Raw genomic sequence first — 17,476 nt, 5'->3', positions numbered from 1 at the left:
AAGGCAAGCGCCTGCCATCGAGGGCGCCTACCAAGCGACATGCGTTCCGCGCAAGATTAACGTTCGACACTCACCCCACGGCATGCAAGAATCCTCATGAATCCCCGTGAATCCTATGAACGGAGCGCTCTAGAGTTTCATGAAGCGAGTAAGGCTGTTATCTGCCGGCAAGGCTGCGGCGCTTGCCCTGTTTATCGCCATAGCCGTGGCGCTCGTTGTGTACCTCGTCTTCCGCAGTAAACACCCTCAACCGGAGCAGACCCGGCCCAAGCTGCAAGGGAAGGTCGTTGCGGTCTTCAGCAACACCCGCTACGAGCACGAGGTCAACGGCCAGGTGCGGTTCAAGATCGCTGCGGGCACCGATAGAACCTACCAGGATGGGACTCACGAACTCGAACAGGTCAAACTTGAATCATACGGCTCAGCCGGAGACCGCCACGATGTTGTTACTTGTGACCGCGCGAAGGTGAGCGATCCAGCGGATCTCAGCAAGCTCGACGCCGAGTTCATCTCAAACGTCGTCGTGCAAACATCAGAAGGGCTCACGCTGAAGACCAGCTACCTGCATTACGACCAGACGAAAAACACCGTCGATACAAAAGAGCCTGTAGAGTTCGAAGGCCGTAACTACGCAGGCCGCGCGACCGGCATGATCCTTGAGGCCAGCACTGAGCGTGTAAGCCTGCTCAACGATGTGGATGTAACTATCAAACCCGAAAGCGACGCCAGGCGGGACGCGAAAACAAGCGCCGTTGCGCGGGCCGGCCAGCAGCGCGAAGAGAGTCCGGAAGAGAGAGCCGCTCGCAAGGCTCGAAAGCGCGCGCGCAAAGAAGCTCGCCGCCGCGCCGCTGAACTTCTTGCCCAATCCGGCTCTCCATCGACGGATGCTTCAGCCGTTGAACGAAAAGCCGATGTGAACCAGCGTGACGTGAAGAAGCCGACGAGAATCCGAAGTAACTCTGCGCTGCTCGAGAAGAAAGAGCATCGGGTGACTTTTGAGGGCAACGCGATAGTGACCCAGGGCTCTGATGAACTGCGTGCCGACCGAATGGTGAGCTACACCGACGCTTCCAATCACGTCGAGCGTATCGAGGCGCGCGGAAGTGCTTACCTGAAGCAGGCAGAGAAGGCGGAGATCAAATCTCCCGACATGGATTTTTTCTTTGGCGAATCCCACCAACTTGTTCGCGCAGTCGCCACCCGTGGCGCATACACGCGCTCGCTTGGAGCGGAGCCTATCAGAGAGGCTCACGCCGATATCATCGAAGCCACGTTTGCCGAGGGCGCTCGGGCCGACGCCGTTGACACGATCAAAGCTCAAGGCAATGCGGGGTTAAAGATTCACGCGTCCGCACCTCGAAACACCACCGACAACCCCGCCCAACGCGAGCTCACAGCCGACACCGTAACTCTGCAGTTCTTCCCGGATGGAAAGAACATCAAACACGCCGAAGCTACCGGCAAGGCAGTCATGACCGTGACACCGGTTCGCGCCGAGCGCCGGGCCGACAAAAAGACCATACGAGCACCTCGGATGGACGCGTTGTTCTATTCGGAAGGCAATCGCGTGAAGACCTTCAACGCCTGGGACGAGGTGAGAGTTGAAATCGAGGCGACCGTATCCGACGGTCATCCGTTGCGCGTCACCACCAGCAAGTCCGCAACGGCGGATTTCCTGGAGGACGTTCAAGACATAGATCGCATCGCTCAAGAAGGCAGCTTCAAGTACAAAGAGGGCGACCGAAACGCCGTGGCTGAGCGCGCCGTTTATGACGGCCAGAAAGAGATCCTCAATCTTCGCGGTAAGCGCCCGATGGTATGGGACGAAAAGGGGCGAACGCAGGCCGACGAGATAGATTACGATCACGGGCGCGACGACACGCATGCGCGAGGCGATGTTCGCACGACTTACTACAGCCGCGAGACTACTAACGATTCGACTCCATTCAAGAATACCAAGTCGCCTATTTTTGTTACTGCCGAGCGGGCCGATGCCCGGAATAAGGAAGGCGTCGCGGTCTATACAATCAACGCGCGCGGCTGGCAGGACGACAACTTCATCAAGGCTGACCGGATCGAGCTCTATCAAAATGACAAACGCATGGCCGCCAACGGCAACGTGGAAAGCGCCCTTTACCAGACCAGGCGCGAGACTTCGCCGGGCGCACGCGAGGTCGTACCTGGATTTGCGACGGCCGACAGAATGACTTACTCGGATGCGGATAGAAAGATCCACTACGAAGGGGGAGTCAAGGCCCGGCAAGGCACCGATCGTATCGAAGCGGCATCAGTGGACGTGTATCTTGAGCAGGAAACCAACGAAGTCGATCACCTGAACGCTGACGGCGATGTGGTGTTGACGCAGCCGGGACGCCGTGGCGTCGGCGACAAGCTGGCGTACACCTCGGAGGATGGCCGGGCGGTTTTGACTGGAAAGTCTGCTCGTGTGGATGATGTCGAGAAGGGCGCGACGATGGGCTCTCAATTGACGTTCTATAGCCGCGATGATAGGATTTCCGTCGAGAATCAGCAGGGTACAGGCCGTGTCCGATCAACTCATCGATTGACAAAGAGCAAACAGAATTGAAGCGACGAGATGATAGAAGAAGTGTCCTTGATTGAAAACCCGACCGGTGACGCCGAGCCTCAAGCCGCACTCCCCTTACAACAAACAAGCGTTCTTGCCGTCGAGGTCCTGCGAAAGTCATATCGAAAGCGAACCGTCGTCGACAACGTATCGCTTGACATCCATCAAGGGGAGATCGTCGGACTTCTTGGGCCGAACGGAGCGGGCAAAACGACGGTTTTCTACATGATTGTTGGGCTCGAACGCCCGGACGCCGGAAAGATTTTTCTTGATTCGAAGGATATTTCGCGGTTGCCGATGTACCTGCGGGCGCGGGACGGCATAAGTTACCTGCCCCAGGAAGCGTCGGTTTTTCGAAAGCTAACGGTTGAAGACAATATTCTCCTGGTGCTTCAAACCCTGCCGCTCACAAAAGCGGAGCGGGAGCATCGGCTCGAGTTGTTGCTCAGCGAACTCGACATAGCTTACGTGCGTCACACAAAAGCGTACCAGTTGTCGGGAGGCGAGCGCCGAAGGACCGAGATTGCCCGGTGTCTGGTGATCGAGCCACGGTTCATCCTGCTGGACGAGCCGTTTGCGGGAATCGATCCGATCGCGGTGATCGATATACAGCGAATCTTGCAGAAGCTGCGCGAGCGAGGCATCGGCGTGCTGATAACGGATCACAACGTGCGCGAGACTCTGGCGATTACGGACAGAGCGTATATAATTAACGACGGAAAAATATTCCGCGCCGGGACGCCGGATGAGCTGACGCGCGATGAAGAAGTGCGACGAGTATATCTAGGGGAGAATTTCAGAATGTAGTCATTGGTCATTCGTCATTGGTCATTGGTCATTTTCCGAATTGCTTCTGAATCAAGGGTAAACAAAATGACCAATGACCAATGACCAATGACCAATGACCGGCGACAAATGAACTATGTCGGTCAAGCCACATCTCAGTACGAGCCTTTCGCAGCGACTGGTTTTGACGCCGCAGATGCGGCAGCGGATCGAGCTGTTGGCAATGACCAAGCTCGAACTTGCCGACATGGTGCAGACCGAACTGTCCGCTAATCCCGTACTCGACGAGGTGGCGCCGGGGGAAGGCGTCGACGACAACTCACCGCTCGCAGACGAGCTTGCCGCAGTCGACGCAACCACGGCCGACATCACAAGCCCGGGTGAGAAAGCGGCGACCCAGCCGGCTGCGACCGACGGAGGTCTAACCGAGTCTCCCTCGCCGGGCGAAGCTCCAAACGTCACGACCAGCGCAACTGAATCCAGTCCCGTCGACGGCGAAGCAGAACCCGAGCGCGAACGCGATCCATTTGAAGAGGTGGATTTCGGCTCAACTTTCGAAGAGTATCTCGATCCCGGCTACAAGACCCACGAATACGAGGCGAAGGACGAGGTCTCGTTCGAGAACATGCTTACGCGTCGCGACTCGCTGCGCGAGCAGCTCATTTGGCAGCTTCACCTGACGGGGGCCGCCGACGAAGTTCGAGCCGCCGGAGAAGCGATCATTGGCAACCTGGACGAGAACACCGGCTTCCTCGATGCAACGGTTGAAGAGATCGCCGCGATGGGTCCCTGGGAAATCGAGACGGTTGAACAAGCGGTTGCCGTGGTGCAGCGATTGGACCCGGTGGGCTGCGCGGCGCGCGACGTGCGCGAATCGCTGCTGATTCAACTCGACTATTACGGTTTCGGTGATAGGCTGGCGGTCCAGATGGTGCGCGATCATCTCGAGAGTCTCCAGACTCATAGGCTGCCCGAACTGGCGAAGACGCTCGGCGTGCCGCTCGAGCAGGTGCTCGAAGAGGTGGAGGTCATCAAGAAGCTCGATCCAAAGCCGGGCCGCAAATACTCGTCCGAGGAAGCGCAGCCGGTGGTCCCCGAAGTCACGATTGAAAAGGTTGGCGATGATTACATCATTCGCTTCGAAGACGACGGCTTGCCGCACCTGCGCATCAACAGAACCTATCGCCAGATGATGGAGTCGAAGGACTCGTCAAAGGAGACTCGCGATTACATCAAGGAGCGGTTCCGTTCCGCAGTCGATTTGTTGAAGAACATCGAGCACCGGCGGCAGACCATCTATCGCGTGTGCCACTCGATAGTAGATCGTCAGAGTGACTTTCTCGATCATGGCATCGAGCACCTGAAGCCGATGATGTTGAAGGACATTGCCGAAGACATCGGTATGCACCTCAGCACAGTCTCGCGCGTCGTGAATCGCAAGTACGTGAACACGCCGCAGGGAGTCTACGAATTGCGCCGGTTCTTTACAGAGGGAATGAGAAGTGACAGCGGCGAGGATGTTTCCACGCGCGTGCTCAAGCTGAAGATCAAGAAGATGATCGAAATGGAAGACCCCCACCACCCCATTACCGATGACGAAGTAACCAAACGTCTGGCCAGGGAAGGCGTCAAGATGAGCCGCCGGACTATTGCAAAGTACCGCGACCAGATGCGCATACCCGGCTCGCGAGAGCGCCGTGCCATCGTCTGACCAATGCGGACTTCGGATTTAGACACAGAGCCGGCAATCTCCGATGAAGATGGCATCTACAAATCCGCAATCCGAAATCCGACATCTGAGACCAAGAGGGAGAATCGTAGATGGAATTCGAGTTCACCGGTCGCCATATTGAAATAACACCGTCGATAGAGGAACTGGTTCGGAAGGAACTTGGGAAGCTCGATCGAGTGCTTGATTCAGCGCCGATCCGTGCGCATGTAACGGTTTCGGCTGAGAAGCATCGCAAGCGGACCGAGATCGTTGTGTACTGGCGCGATAACGTTTTCACGGCGGTCGGAGAGAACGGCGACTTGACCCAGTCGGTGGCGGCGGCGGCAGCCAGGGTTCAGAAGCAAGGGCTGCGGCTCAAAGAGAAATTTCAAGCAAAGAAACGCGGACGCCAACCGGCGAGAGAAGTCGCGCCGGTCCCGGGCGGCACAATCGAAGCGGCTCCTAACGCGCCGCGCATAATTGTTCAGCGGCGTTACCGCGTGAAGCCGATGACACCCGAAGAGGCTGCGATAATACTGGCGGACTCGGACGATCAATTCATCGTGTTTCGCGACGCCGAAACGAATAGAGTCGGCGTGCTCTACAGCCGCACGGACGGGAACTTCGGTCTTATCGAACCGTGAAATGACAGAAGGCAGTAAGCAGAAGGCAGAAGGCAGAAAGAAGCTGCTGCCTTCTGCCTACGGCTTTCTGCCTTCTGAGTTCTTATGCCTGTTTCTGTCGTCATCATAACCGGCGTCTCGGGGTCGGGGATGTCCTCGGCGCTCAAGGCCTGTGAAGACCTCGGCTACTTTGCGATTGACAACCTTCCAGCTCAACTCATCCCCACCTTCGTCAAGCTGTGCGATGACTCCAGCGAAATCGACCGCACGGCTTTCGTAGTCGATGTGCGCTCGGGCGAATTCCTTGGTTTGTTCCCGCGAATGCACGACGAACTGAGGGAAAGAGGCGTCAACGTTACGGTGCTGTTCCTGGAAGCGGACGACGAAGTTCTTCTCAGGCGCTATAGCGAGACGCGGCGGCCCCATCCGCTGCCCGATCAAAACGTGCTTCATGCAATCAGGCAAGAGCGCGAACTGCTCTCGGAGATTCGCGACCTTGCGGATCACGTTATCGATACTTCGGAGCAAACGGTGCACACGCTGCGCGATGTGATAAAGGATCGTTTCGCTGATAAGGGCGGGGCTCACGAGTTGAGCGTGACGATCTTGTCGTTCGGGTTCAGGCACGGCTCGCCACGGGGGCTGGATATGGTGTTTGACGTAAGGTTTCTGACGAACCCGCACTTCATTCCTGAGCTGCGGCCGCTCACCGGGCGCGACCCCTCGGTCATCCAGTACTTGCAATCCGAGAGTGAGGTCGAGGATACTATCGCGCGATTCACCGAGCTGCTCGCGTATTTGCTGCCGCGGTTTCAGCGCGAGGGAAAGAGCTACCTCACCGTCGGCATCGGATGCACCGGCGGCCGCCACCGATCAGTCATGGTCGCGGAGACGATTGACAAACGGCTGAACGAGTTGGGCTACAAGTCAAAGGTAGTTCACCAGGACATTGATAAGGACGAACAGAGATACAGGGAGCGTGAAACGTGATGCGTGAGAACAGTGATGAGTGAGAAAAGTGATGCGTGATGGTGATGCGTGACTCAGAAAAAACCTTCGGGTTTCACGGATCACGCATCACGGATCACGCATCACGGATCAGGGATCACGCATCACCCATCACGCCTCGGTGCATTCTATGATAGGCGGAGTAATAGTCACCCATGGACAACTGGCCAACGAGCTGGTCTCGTCGGCGGAAATGATCGTCGGCGAGATAAACCATGTCATCGCGGTTTCGATCGGATGGCACGATGACGTCGACGTAGCGCGCGAAGAGATCGAACGCGCCATCCAGCGAGTGGACGCCGGTGGCGGCGTGCTTTTGCTAACTGACATGTTCGGCGGAACGCCTACGAATATCGCTGCAAGCTTCCTGGGACGGGCGCCGGTTGAGGTGGTCACCGGGGTGAACCTGCCGATGGTTATCAAGCTCGCGACCCAGGAGAAGGACGAGACGCTGTCCGATCTCGCTCGCCGCGTGCGCGATCAGGGGCAAGAGCAGATTCATCTGGCAAGCGAGATACTCACACCAAAAAAAAAGTGAAAAGAATTGCGGATTTCGGATTTGACACGCGTCTCTCAATATCGCGGGTAAGATTTAAAAGGCTAACTAATGATTTCCAAGTCTGAAATCTTGAAGTGTGAAATCTCAAATCCGCAATCCGCAATTCGCAATCCGCAATTGCTTCGGGTTTCCGGCCTGCGCGTCTATTTCCACACCGAGGACGGCATTCTGAAGGCAGTCGATGGCGTGAGCCTGGACATCGCACCCGGAGAAACATTGGGGCTCGTGGGCGAGAGCGGCTGCGGCAAATCCGTCACCGCCTATTCGATTCTTAAGCTACTGCCGGTGCCTCCTGCCCGGTATGAGGGCGGCGAGATCGATTTTCGCGGCGAGAATCTGCTGGCGCTGGACGACAAGGCTATGCGCCGCGTGCGAGGCAACCTGATCTCGATGATATTTCAGGAGCCTATGTCGTCGCTCAACCCGATAATGTCAATCGGCGCGCAGGTCGCCGAAGCGATTCGCGAGCACCGCAAGACATCGAGACGCGAGTCGCGGGAGATCGCGATCGATATGCTGCGGCGTGTCGGAATCCCTTCGCCGGAGACTCGTTTTCACGAGTACCCGCATCAGATGTCAGGCGGTATGAAACAGCGAGCAATGATCGCGATGGCCCTTGTGTGCCGGCCCTCGCTGCTGATCGCCGATGAGCCAACCACCGCCCTGGACGTCACGATTCAAGCGCAGATACTCGAGCTGCTGAACGAGCTTCAAGGCGAGCTGAATATGTCGATACTGCTGATCACTCACGACCTGGGAGTAGTCGCTGAAACTTGCGATCGTGTCGCGGTGATGTACGCCGGCAAGATCGTCGAGTCGGCGCGGGTTGCACCGCTGTTCGAAAGTCCGAAGCATCCCTACACCCACGGGCTATTTCGCTCGCTCCCGACGCTTGGCGAAAGGAAGAAAGAGCTTGCGGTCATCCCCGGCTCGGTGCCGAGTCCGTTAGACTTTCCCTCGGGTTGCCGCTTTCGGACACGCTGCTCGTTTGTGCAGGAAGTCTGCAAGGACGAGCCGCCGCTACGCGAGATCGCAACCAATCACCTTGCGGCGTGTCACTTTGCTGAAGAGGTTGGACAAATGGCCCGCGGCTCGGCGTAGACAGATAGAAGGCAGAAGGCAGAAGGCAGAAGGCAGAAGGCAGAAGGCAGAAGGCAGAAAGCAGAAAGCAGAAAGCAGAAAGCAGATGGTCAGAGGTCAGAATGCTTCGAACGCAATCGCTATGTTTTCCTTCTGCCTTCTGCTTTCTGCCTTCTGCCTTCTGCCTTCTGACCATCTGACCTCTGATCTCTGACTTCTGACTTCTCTTTTTATGGACGACATCCTCATCGTCGAAGACCTCGTCAAGCACTACCCTATTCGCAAGGGCGTTGTCCCCAAGACCGTCGGATATGTGCGAGCGGTTGACGGTATTTCGTTTTCGATCCCACGCGGGAAAACGCTCGGGCTCGTCGGCGAGTCGGGTTGTGGCAAGACGACTGCAGGGCGCGCGATCCTCAGATTGATCGAGCCGACTTCCGGGCGAGTAATCTTCGACGGTCACGATGTGTTCTCGCTGCGCGAGCGCGAGATGCGCCGGCTGCGCCGCGAGATGCAGATCATCTTTCAAGACCCATTCGGTTCGCTGAACCCGCGAATGACTGTAGGCGCGATGCTCGAAGAACCGATCCTGGTTCACGGAATTGGCTCCGAAGATGAACGCGAAGAATCACCCGATGAGTCGAGGAATTCCCGCGAGCGGAACCAATCCGGGCTGACGCTCACCCGGGCCCAAGGTCGTGCGCGGCGGCGGGTTGCCGAGCTTCTCACACTTGTAGGGCTTAGCCCCGAACACGCGAGCCGTTACGCCCACGAATTCTCAGGTGGTCAGCGACAGCGCATAGGCATCGCGCGAGCGCTTGCGCTCGAGCCAAAGCTCATCGTCTGCGACGAGGCGGTATCGGCGCTCGACGTTTCAATTCAGGCGCAAATACTGAACCTGCTCCGCGAGCTTCAGCAGCGGTTCAATCTCACGTACCTGTTCATCGCGCACGACCTGGCCGTGGTCAAACATATATCCGATCGTGTCGCTGTTATGTATCTGGGCGAGATAGTCGAGGAAGCCGATACCGAAGAGATTTTTGCGAACCCGCTGCATCCTTACACGCAGGCTTTGCTGGCCTCGATACCGGTGCCCGTGCCGCGCGAAAAGCGACAGCGAACTCGCCTGGAGGGCGACGTTCCTACTCCGATCAATCCTCCCGAAGGTTGCCGCTTTCACACCCGTTGCCCCATCGCAATCGACGAGTGCAAGCTGGAAAAGCCGCCGCTTGTGGAAATCAGTCCCGGACACCGGGTGGCCTGCATCCGAACGGACGTATCCGCGACGCTTATTCCGAAGATTGTGTGATCATCGACCAGGGAAGGATGGCGATAAACCTTTACGGGCGCCCCTAATGTCAGGTGAAAGGATTCTGACGGGCGCCCACTGGAGGACGCCCCTCATGTCAGGTGAAAGGATTCTGACGGGCGCCCACTGGAGGACGCCCCTAAGGTTGGTCACCGCTCTGTGGCAGCCTCACAACCCGCCGGGACGTCGGCCTCGTCGTCTTGCACCCGCGTGAACGCGCCGCTATCTTGCACGCGCGGGAAGGCGCCGCTGTTCCGGTTCGATACGTAGTGGCTTCCCGAATGGTGGTTATGATTGTGCACATTGTAGCGGCTGTCAGCTTTTGTGATCTCATCGATGTGAGAATCAAGCTCGATGAACTGATCGGCAACGTCGATCAACCGCGGGCTGGTGTTGCTGCGAAACCCCGCCAGTTCGACGCGCACGCCTTTGTAGGCGACTGCGTTTATCGCGTAGGAGAAATCTTCATCGCCTGAGACCAGCACCGCCGTGTCGTACTTGTCTGCGAGCGAAAGCATGTCGACGGCGATCTCGACGTCGAGGTTGGCTTTCTTGGTGCCGTCCGCGTAGGTCTTCAGTTCCTTCTCGACTACTCGATAACCGTTCCTGCGCATCCATAGCAGGAAGCCCTGCTGGCGTTCAGCCTTCTCGTCGACTCCGGTATAGAAGAACGCCCTCAGAAGCGGAGAATCGCCTCGAAGAAAATTCAAAAACTTTGCGTAATCAATTTCAACACCAACCGACCGGGCCGCATGAAACAGATTATTTCCATCAATAAAAATCGTTATCTTTCCCCTCATAATTCCTCTCTTATCCCCACCGTTTAATCAGAATTAAATACACTGCAATGTGTAACATACGGTTTGATGTGTTGCAAGGCTGGGCTCGACAAGGCGCCCTGGTTGACAGCGGCTCTAAGCGGCGGAGACAATGCCTATGTGTGATGGTCAAGGCATCACACACAGACTTTTGGGCCGTTCAGCGTTGAGTACCGAGGGCGGCCCGCTTGATTCTGAGCATGACAAGACGAGCGCTACTATCATTCATTCCCTCTCTGGGCATCCTCTCTCTGGGCATTCTTATTTTGGGGTTTGCGCCGCCTGTCCGAGCGGTTTCGACCGACACAATCGTGACGATGGCGTTCGAAAACCTATCCGGACGGCCGGAATACAACTGGGTCGGTGAAAGCTTCGCCGCGGCGCTGGCCGACCTGCTCGACAAACCTGGACTGGTGGCGATCAGGCCGGACGAGCGAAACGTCGCCTATAAACAGGAAGGCCTCCCGCCGACGGCGATACTCACGCGCGCTACCATGATCAAGATCGCCGAGCGCGCGGGAGCCAACCTGGTAGTGATGGGAACCTACCGCATCGCGGGTGAAGGACGCGACAGCACCATAACGATCACCGCTCGGGTGATAGATATTCAAGAGGGCCGGCTCGCCGGGAAAGAGTACAATCGCGGAGGCCCGCTCGTTGATCTGCAAAGGCTCCAGGGCGATCTCGCCTACGAGATCCTTTATCAGCACAATCAGGCTCTCCCGTTCTCGCGCGATCAGATCTCGACCGATGCGACCGGGGCGCCGATCGGGGCGTTCGAGAACTTCATCAAGGGCACGCTCACCCGCGACCGCGACGCGCGTGTCGGCTTCCTCGATCGCGCGATCAAAGAGTATTTCGAAAAGACCAAGAGCCAATATATCCCGGCAGTCTTCGAGCTGGGCCGTATTCGGTTTGAAGCCGCCGAATACAAAGAAGCGCTCGAACAACTGAACCTGGTCGACGAGAAGAATCCGCGTTACGACGAGGCCCAGTTCTACGTGGGCGTGGCGCAAGACGCACTGGGGCAGACTGAGCCGGCGCTTGCGACGCTCAAGAAGCTCGCGTCGAGGCTGCCGCTGTTTGAGGTCTACAACAACATCGGCGTGCTGCTCATAAAGCAAAAGAAGTACAAGGAAGCCATCGATCACCTCAAGCCTGCCACGGATGCCGCGCCACGCGACACCGACACGCTGTTCAATCTGGGGTACGCCTGCTTCCTGACGAAAGACAACGCAAACGCGGCGGCTGCCCTAAAGGCCGAGACGAAGCTGCGGGCTTCGGATGGCGAAGCGTATTACATCTTGAGCAAAGCGCTGGCATCGGAGGGCGATCAGCCGGGTGCGGCCGCGGCTTCCGATCAGGCGAAGAAACTTCTGCCGTCGTTTGCGCAGTGGGAGACGAAGGGGATGCCGCCACTGGCGCGCGTCAAGACTGGGTTCAGCAAGATCAACTATTATCGCTACAAGCGCGAGCAGGACGAGCGGCTGAACAGCCAGACTCACATAACCAGCTTGACGCCGCAAGCGGATCAGCTCCTGGAGACCGCCCGCAGTGCATTTCTCGCGGGCCGGGATGCCGACGCCTTAGAGGCGCTCGGGAAGCTGTTGCAGACGTCGCCGCAGAACTACGACGCGCACTTCTTGATGGGCCGAGTGTACGAACGAAAGGGCGATTTCGATAGAGCTACGAACGCGTTGAAAGCGGCGGTGTTTTGGAATCCGAAACTCGTACCCGCGCACGTGTTGCTTGGTCGAATCGCCGTCTTGAAGAACGACTGCGCGGGAGCTCAAGCCTCGGCTGGTAGAGCGCTGGAGATCGACCCAAACGATCAAGACGCGCAAGCACTCAAGCGGCTGATCTCGCAAAAATGCAGCAGCAATTGATGCCGCGAAGCCTTTTGGCGGTCTTTGCGAGTCTTAGCGGCTTTGCGCGAAACGCTAGCTGACTGATCTAGGTCACCCTCACCCCGATGGCCAGTAGCTGGAGAGCTTCGTTGTGCCGCTGTTGGCCGCTGTGTTAGTTTCCGATTCAACTTTAGCAACTCACTCACTCGGAGGATCGCAGCGTGTCGAGTTCCAATATTGACTCCGTGCTCAACGAGAAGCGGGTATTTGAGCCGTCTCCCGAGTTCAGCCAGGGAGCCCACATCAAAAGCCTCGAGCAATACAAGCAACTCTATCGCGAGGCCGAAGAGGATACCGAGAAGTTTTGGGGTCGCATCGCCGGCGAGCTTCATTGGTTTCGCAAGTGGGACAAGGTCCTTGAATGGGACGCGCCCTGGGCAAAGTGGTTCGTTGGCGGGCAGATCAACCTCTCTTACAACTGTCTCGATCGCCACGTCGCGACCTGGCGCAGAAACAAAGCCGCCATTATCTGGGAAGGCGAGCCAGGCGATGTCCGAACCTTCACTTATCAACAACTGCTCATCGAAGTTTCGAAGTTTGCAAATGTCTTGAAGTCGCTTGGCATTCAGAAGGGCGACACTGTAGCGATCTACATGGGCATGACGCCCGAGCTCCCGATTGCGATGCTCGCATGCGCGCGAATCGGCGCGGCTCATTCCGTTGTGTTCGGAGGCTTCTCAGCCAACGCGCTGGTGGATCGTATCAACGACGCGCAGTGCAAAGCGGTCATTACTCAAGATGGCTCTCACCGACGAGGCGCGGAGATTCCTCTCAAAGCGACGGTCGATGAAGCGCTGCCGTCGTGTCCTTCAGTCAAGACGGTCATCGTATACAAACGAACCGGGTCCGAGATCCACATGGAATGGGGGCGCGATCACTGGTGGCACGACGTGATGGCCGACGCTTCCGATCACTGCGAAGCCGAACCTCTTGACGCCGAGCATCCGCTCTACATCCTCTACACATCGGGGAGCACCGGTAAGCCAAAGGGCGTCGTGCACACGACCGGCGGCTACTCGGTCGGCACCTTCATAACCGCCAAGTGGGTGTTCGATCTGAAGGACGAAGACGTCTACTGGTGCACCGCGGACATTGGATGGGTGACCGGTCACAGCTACATCGTGTACGGGCCGCTGCAAAACGGCGCGACCACCGTCATGTATGAAGGCGCACCCAATCACCCCGAGCCCGATCGCTTTTGGCGAATGATCGAGCGGCATAAAGTGAACATCTTCTACACCGCGCCGACTGCAATCCGAGCCTTCATGAAGTGGGGCGAGCGGTGGCCGCGCCGCTACGAGATGAAAAGCTTGAGACTGTTGGGCACGGTGGGTGAGCCTATCAATCCCGAAGCGTGGATGTGGTATCGCGAAGTCATCGGCCGCGAGCGCTGCCCGATCGTGGACACGTGGTGGCAGACCGAGACCGGAATGATAATGATCACGCCGCTGCCGGGAGCGATCGCGACCAAGCCCGGCTCCGCAACCAAGCCGTTTCCCGGAGTGATCGCCGACGTGGTCACTCGTCAGGGTGAACCGGTGCCCCCGGGATCGGGCGGATACCTGGTCCTCAGACGACCCTGGCCCGCGATGCTGCGAACGATTTTCAACGACCCGGATCGCTACGTCAGTCAGTACTGGACTGAGATACCCGGCGTCTACTTCGCTGGGGACGGCGCGCGAAAAGATGAGGACGGCTACTTCTGGATCATGGGCCGGGTTGACGACGTGATCAACGTGTCGGGACACAGGCTCTCCACGATGGAGGTGGAATCGGCGCTGGTAGCCCATCCCATGGTGGCGGAAGCCGCGGTTGTCGCGAGACCGGATGAGGTGAAGGGCCAGGCAATCTCGGCGTTCGTAACGCTCGAGCTGGGAAACGAACCTTCGAATGAGCTGAAGGAAGAGCTGCGCCGATGGGTGGCGAAAGAGATAGGCGCGCTCGCCAAGCCCGACGACATTCGGTTCAGCGACGCGTTACCCAAGACGCGAAGCGGCAAGATCATGCGTCGTTTGCTTCGCGAGATCGCATCGGGCGGTGAGGTTCGAGGCGACACGACGACGCTCGAAGATTTCGGCGTGCTGGCCAAACTAAAGGAAGAAGAAGAATGAAGGACGTAGACGAGACTCAAGCTCGCGGCCGGGAAGGGTGGCTTGGCCCCCGCTGTTGCTCTTGAGTCTTCGAGTTGCTTCCCTAACGAAGACAGCGGGGGCAAGCCACCCTTTCCCGACCGCGAGCTTGAGGGACAAGGCCATTACTGGCAGTCGCATGGCGAACTCAGAGCTAAGCATATGATTTCCGTTTCCTTAATGCTTTTCGATCTCGACGGCACGCTCATAGACTCGAAGACCGATTTAGCCAACTCGATTAACTTGATGCTTAACGACCTCGGGCGTCCGCCGTTGGCAGAAGCGACGGTCGGTGGCTTCGTCGGGGACGGCGTTCGCGTTCTGGTTCATCGCTCGCTCACCGCTACCGATCCTGATCATCAACCGCCCGACGAACAGCTACACGCCAAGGGCATCGCTCTGATGCACGCGCACTATGCTGACCAGATGCTGAAGACTACCAGGCTCTACCCGGGCGTGCGCGAAACGCTCGACTACTTCAAGAGCAAGCGCAGGGCGGTTGTCACAAGCAAAGAAGTGCGCTTCACCAAGATCATCCTGGAGCACTTCGGAATCGCAGACTGCTTCGACGTTATCGTGGGCGGCGACACGGTAGCGTGGCGTAAACCCGACCCGCGCCCTGTGCTGGAGGCGGTCAGGTTGCTCGAGGCGCTCGAAGCCGGCGAGTCTGGCTCAACCCTGATTGAAGCCGGCGCTTTCCCCGAAGAACGGGCCGCCGAAGCGGTGATGGTTGGCGACAGCGAGAACGACATCAACGCCGGCCGCGCGGCGGGCACTCGAACGTGCGGGGTCACCTTTGGGTTTCGCACTGCTGCAGAGTTGCGTCTGACTGACCCCGATGTGCTCATCGACCGGTTCGATCAACTGACGGAGAATTTCTGCTGAGGAGCGCGAGTGATTGACGCAGGTCAAAACATCCTCGAGCGCGCGCGCCGGATCAAGCTGCTGATCCTGGACTGCGACGGCGTGCTCACGGACGGGCGAATCATAATGTTGCCCGACGGCGACGAGACCAAGGCCTTCGACGTTAAGGACGGTCACGCGATGGTTATGGCTCAACGCGCCGGGCTGCGGATTGCGATCATCTCAGGCCGCAAGTCCTCAGTGGTGCGAGCGCGCGCAAAGGAGCTTGGTGTCGCGCACCTGCACGAGATGGCCTGGGTGAAGGCTGAGCCTTATGAAAAGATACTCGCCGAGGAAGGGTTGAGAGATGAAGAAGTCTGCTACGTCGGGGACGATGTTGTCGACATACCTCTGCTGCGGCGGGCGGGGTTGGCCGTCGCGGTCGGCGACGCGGTTGAAGAGACCAAACAACACTCACAGGTCGTGACCAGGCGCGCCGGAGGCCGAGGCGCGGTGCGCGAGGTGATCGAGCTCATCCTCAAGGCTCAAGACAAGTGGGATGAAGCGCTCGCGCGTTACCTGGACTGAGCGCTTGCGCGATCCACTGAGTAAAGAGATTGCGTGAAACCTCCAAATTCCACCCACGGGTCGGTGGGGGCACAGTCCATTTGACTGCCGCGTTTTCGTGAGAGGGGATTTGCTCTTGCAGCGGTGGCGCTTTGGCTGGATCGCTGTTTGAAAAGTGGACCGTCTTGCCTGCGAAGCGAAAGCGGCGTCGTAGGTGTCGTCCATGCGAAATGTAGCAGAGTGCCGCCGCAGTCCATATGGACGGCGCCGATCATTGCGAAGCGCCCGGATGCGGCTTCAGATTCCACTGCTGGCGCAGCACATGCGGGATCTCGAACGGGGCCCGATGTCCGCCCCGATCTATCCACGAGAAGGCCTCGGTGAACGCGCGGCCAAAGTGTTCACTGACCGCCGCCAGAATGCGAGAGTGATCAGCTTCGCCTTCGATGCGTCCGAAGATCCTTCCGATGGGCCCGACCAGCTTCCTTGTCCAATCCTCATTGGCCACGCCGACTATATCGGCGACCTGATCGCCGTTGAGGAAGCGGATCATCGTCGCGGGAAAACCTTTGAATATCGAACCGGGCAGCGTCTCGTCTACCATCTCGATCAAGGCGGCGGTCATCTCGCGCCCAGCCTGGCTGATTTCAAAGTTGCGCCGGCTGATCAGCTCCACCAACTCCTTCGCGTCATCCATGGTATCCGGCAACAGGTCGCTCCTGACCCCCATGATGTGACCGACAATGTTCCAGGCATGACGGTATGCGTCGGCTTCTTCCGGCAGCACCTTGACCCCAAGCTTTTCGAGCGATGCGATGGGTAGATAAGAGAAAGACAGCAGGGTCCCGGCCAGGTCTTCCTGATTGATTGGAGCGCCCCAATTTGAATCCCATTGCCCGCTCTCGAGTATCAGGTGCCGAACGGCGGCGTGCATCAGCCGCACCTTCTGAGCTTCAGTGACGCCGCGGCCGGTGGGCGCCAAACCGCCAGGAACCATGATGTGAATAATCATCTGGCTGGTCTCGGCAACCCGCCGCTTGGCGTCTGTTTCGAGGCGAGCCGTCAGGTGAAGCACCTGAACACCCTTTGCGCACGCATAGCACATCGGCAGCGACGAAAAAAGCAGAGTCATTCCAATCGTCATTCCATTGCGAGCGAAAAAGTCCTCGGCTTGCTTTATCTTGTTCTCGTTCGCCCAGTCGGGCAGCCTCTCGCTCTTCTCGATGTAGCTTTGGATGCAAGGGGGGAAGTCTTCAGGAACGAGCTGATCGTTCTTGAGCATATCGCTCATCAGCTTGTTGACGGCGCCGACCTCGCCTTGTTCGAACAGCTCACGCACTGCGTCGTCGGCAGGCGGATCAGTGACCGTTCGCATCGAATCGAGAAATTCGTTGGTCCATCGGTTTGAACTCATACCCCCTCCGTATCCCTGGGAGCGCAGGCATCCCTGCCTGCCTGGCGTTGCCCGAGAAAGAAAATAACCTTTGCTGCAATGGCAGGCAGGGATTCGGGGGCGCGCGGGTTACTCGGGGGGGCCGGGCGCCCTAGG

At 58.1% G+C, this 17,476-nt stretch carries 14 protein-coding genes; 12 read left to right on the top strand and 2 right to left on the bottom strand.

The window, feature by feature from the left end:
• Nucleotides 1-139 precede the first annotated feature (139 nt).
• From lptC to AABO57_25660, 8 genes are all read left to right on the top strand, one after another.
• On the top strand, nt 140-2,587 hold the full coding sequence (gene lptC, locus AABO57_25695) for an LPS export ABC transporter periplasmic protein LptC (GenBank protein ID MEK6289123.1): 2,448 nt from the start codon (nt 140-142) through the stop codon (nt 2,585-2,587).
• A 9-nt stretch (nt 2,588-2,596) separates the two neighbouring features.
• Nucleotides 2,597-3,394: an LPS export ABC transporter ATP-binding protein gene (lptB, locus tag AABO57_25690; protein MEK6289122.1), complete on the top strand. Its 798-nt coding sequence runs from the start codon at nt 2,597-2,599 to the stop codon at nt 3,392-3,394.
• Between the two features lie 115 nt (nt 3,395-3,509).
• Nucleotides 3,510-5,084 (top strand): RNA polymerase factor sigma-54, encoded by a 1,575-nt coding sequence (gene rpoN, locus AABO57_25685; protein ID MEK6289121.1) that lies wholly within the window; start codon nt 3,510-3,512, stop codon nt 5,082-5,084.
• 110 nt (nt 5,085-5,194) lie between these two features.
• On the top strand, nt 5,195-5,728 hold the full coding sequence (raiA, locus tag AABO57_25680; protein MEK6289120.1) for a ribosome-associated translation inhibitor RaiA: 534 nt from the start codon (nt 5,195-5,197) through the stop codon (nt 5,726-5,728).
• Nucleotides 5,729-5,812: 84 nt separating this feature from the next.
• Nucleotides 5,813-6,697: an RNase adapter RapZ gene (gene rapZ, locus AABO57_25675; protein ID MEK6289119.1), complete on the top strand. Its 885-nt coding sequence runs from the start codon at nt 5,813-5,815 to the stop codon at nt 6,695-6,697.
• 148 nt (nt 6,698-6,845) lie between these two features.
• Nucleotides 6,846-7,253, top strand: coding sequence for a PTS sugar transporter subunit IIA (locus AABO57_25670; GenBank protein MEK6289118.1), 408 nt, complete (start codon nt 6,846-6,848; stop codon nt 7,251-7,253).
• 69 nt (nt 7,254-7,322) lie between these two features.
• Nucleotides 7,323-8,375, top strand: a complete 1,053-nt coding sequence (locus tag AABO57_25665) for an ABC transporter ATP-binding protein (GenBank protein ID MEK6289117.1) — start codon at nt 7,323-7,325, stop codon at nt 8,373-8,375.
• A 211-nt stretch (nt 8,376-8,586) separates the two neighbouring features.
• Nucleotides 8,587-9,663, top strand: a complete 1,077-nt coding sequence (locus tag AABO57_25660) for an ABC transporter ATP-binding protein (protein MEK6289116.1) — start codon at nt 8,587-8,589, stop codon at nt 9,661-9,663.
• 149 nt (nt 9,664-9,812) lie between these two features.
• Here AABO57_25660 and AABO57_25655 read toward each other — a convergent pair whose 3' ends face one another.
• Entirely contained in the window at nt 9,813-10,463 is a 651-nt protein-coding gene (locus AABO57_25655) for an NYN domain-containing protein (GenBank protein MEK6289115.1), read from the bottom strand.
• Between the two features lie 218 nt (nt 10,464-10,681).
• Here AABO57_25655 and AABO57_25650 point away from each other — a divergent pair, with 218 nt between their 5' ends.
• From AABO57_25650 to AABO57_25635, 4 genes are all read left to right on the top strand, one after another.
• Entirely contained in the window at nt 10,682-12,367 is a 1,686-nt protein-coding gene (locus tag AABO57_25650; GenBank protein MEK6289114.1) for a tetratricopeptide repeat protein, read from the top strand.
• A 182-nt stretch (nt 12,368-12,549) separates the two neighbouring features.
• The gene (gene acs, locus AABO57_25645) at nt 12,550-14,499 is read left to right on the top strand and encodes an acetate--CoA ligase (protein MEK6289113.1); all 1,950 of its coding nucleotides are present in this window, start codon (nt 12,550-12,552) and stop codon (nt 14,497-14,499) included.
• Nucleotides 14,500-14,679: 180 nt separating this feature from the next.
• Complete coding sequence (locus tag AABO57_25640; protein ID MEK6289112.1) at nt 14,680-15,402, top strand: HAD family hydrolase; 723 nt, start codon at nt 14,680-14,682, stop codon at nt 15,400-15,402.
• Between the two features lie 9 nt (nt 15,403-15,411).
• A complete protein-coding gene (locus tag AABO57_25635) occupies nt 15,412-15,948 on the top strand; it encodes an HAD-IIIA family hydrolase (protein ID MEK6289111.1) in 537 nt (178 codons plus the stop codon).
• Between the two features lie 250 nt (nt 15,949-16,198).
• Here the strand turns inward: AABO57_25635 and AABO57_25630 are convergent, their stop codons facing one another.
• The gene (locus AABO57_25630; protein ID MEK6289110.1) at nt 16,199-17,341 is read right to left on the bottom strand and encodes an oxygenase MpaB family protein; all 1,143 of its coding nucleotides are present in this window, start codon (nt 17,339-17,341) and stop codon (nt 16,199-16,201) included.
• Between the last annotated feature and the right edge of the window lie 135 nt (nt 17,342-17,476).

The organism is Acidobacteriota bacterium (genome assembly GCA_038040445.1).
Lineage (GTDB): Bacteria > Acidobacteriota > Blastocatellia > UBA7656 > UBA7656 > Onstottus_A > Onstottus_A frigus.
The sequence above is the reverse complement of the archived record's forward strand: the minus strand, read 5'-3'. Positions and strand labels throughout refer to the sequence as shown.

Coding starts and splice junctions, on each gene's coding strand:
- lptB (MEK6289122.1), top strand. CDS start 2,597: ATGATAGAAGAAGTGTCCTTGATTGAAAACCCGACCGGTGACGCCGAG.
- AABO57_25630 (MEK6289110.1), bottom strand. CDS start 17,341: ATGAGTTCAAACCGATGGACCAACGAATTTCTCGATTCGATGCGAACG.
- AABO57_25640 (MEK6289112.1), top strand. CDS start 14,680: ATGATTTCCGTTTCCTTAATGCTTTTCGATCTCGACGGCACGCTCATA.
- AABO57_25665 (MEK6289117.1), top strand. CDS start 7,323: ATGATTTCCAAGTCTGAAATCTTGAAGTGTGAAATCTCAAATCCGCAA.
- AABO57_25650 (MEK6289114.1), top strand. CDS start 10,682: ATGACAAGACGAGCGCTACTATCATTCATTCCCTCTCTGGGCATCCTC.
- AABO57_25655 (MEK6289115.1), bottom strand. CDS start 10,463: ATGAGGGGAAAGATAACGATTTTTATTGATGGAAATAATCTGTTTCAT.
- lptC (MEK6289123.1), top strand. CDS start 140: ATGAAGCGAGTAAGGCTGTTATCTGCCGGCAAGGCTGCGGCGCTTGCC.
- AABO57_25660 (MEK6289116.1), top strand. CDS start 8,587: ATGGACGACATCCTCATCGTCGAAGACCTCGTCAAGCACTACCCTATT.
- rpoN (MEK6289121.1), top strand. CDS start 3,510: ATGTCGGTCAAGCCACATCTCAGTACGAGCCTTTCGCAGCGACTGGTT.
- rapZ (MEK6289119.1), top strand. CDS start 5,813: ATGCCTGTTTCTGTCGTCATCATAACCGGCGTCTCGGGGTCGGGGATG.
- raiA (MEK6289120.1), top strand. CDS start 5,195: ATGGAATTCGAGTTCACCGGTCGCCATATTGAAATAACACCGTCGATA.
- AABO57_25670 (MEK6289118.1), top strand. CDS start 6,846: ATGATAGGCGGAGTAATAGTCACCCATGGACAACTGGCCAACGAGCTG.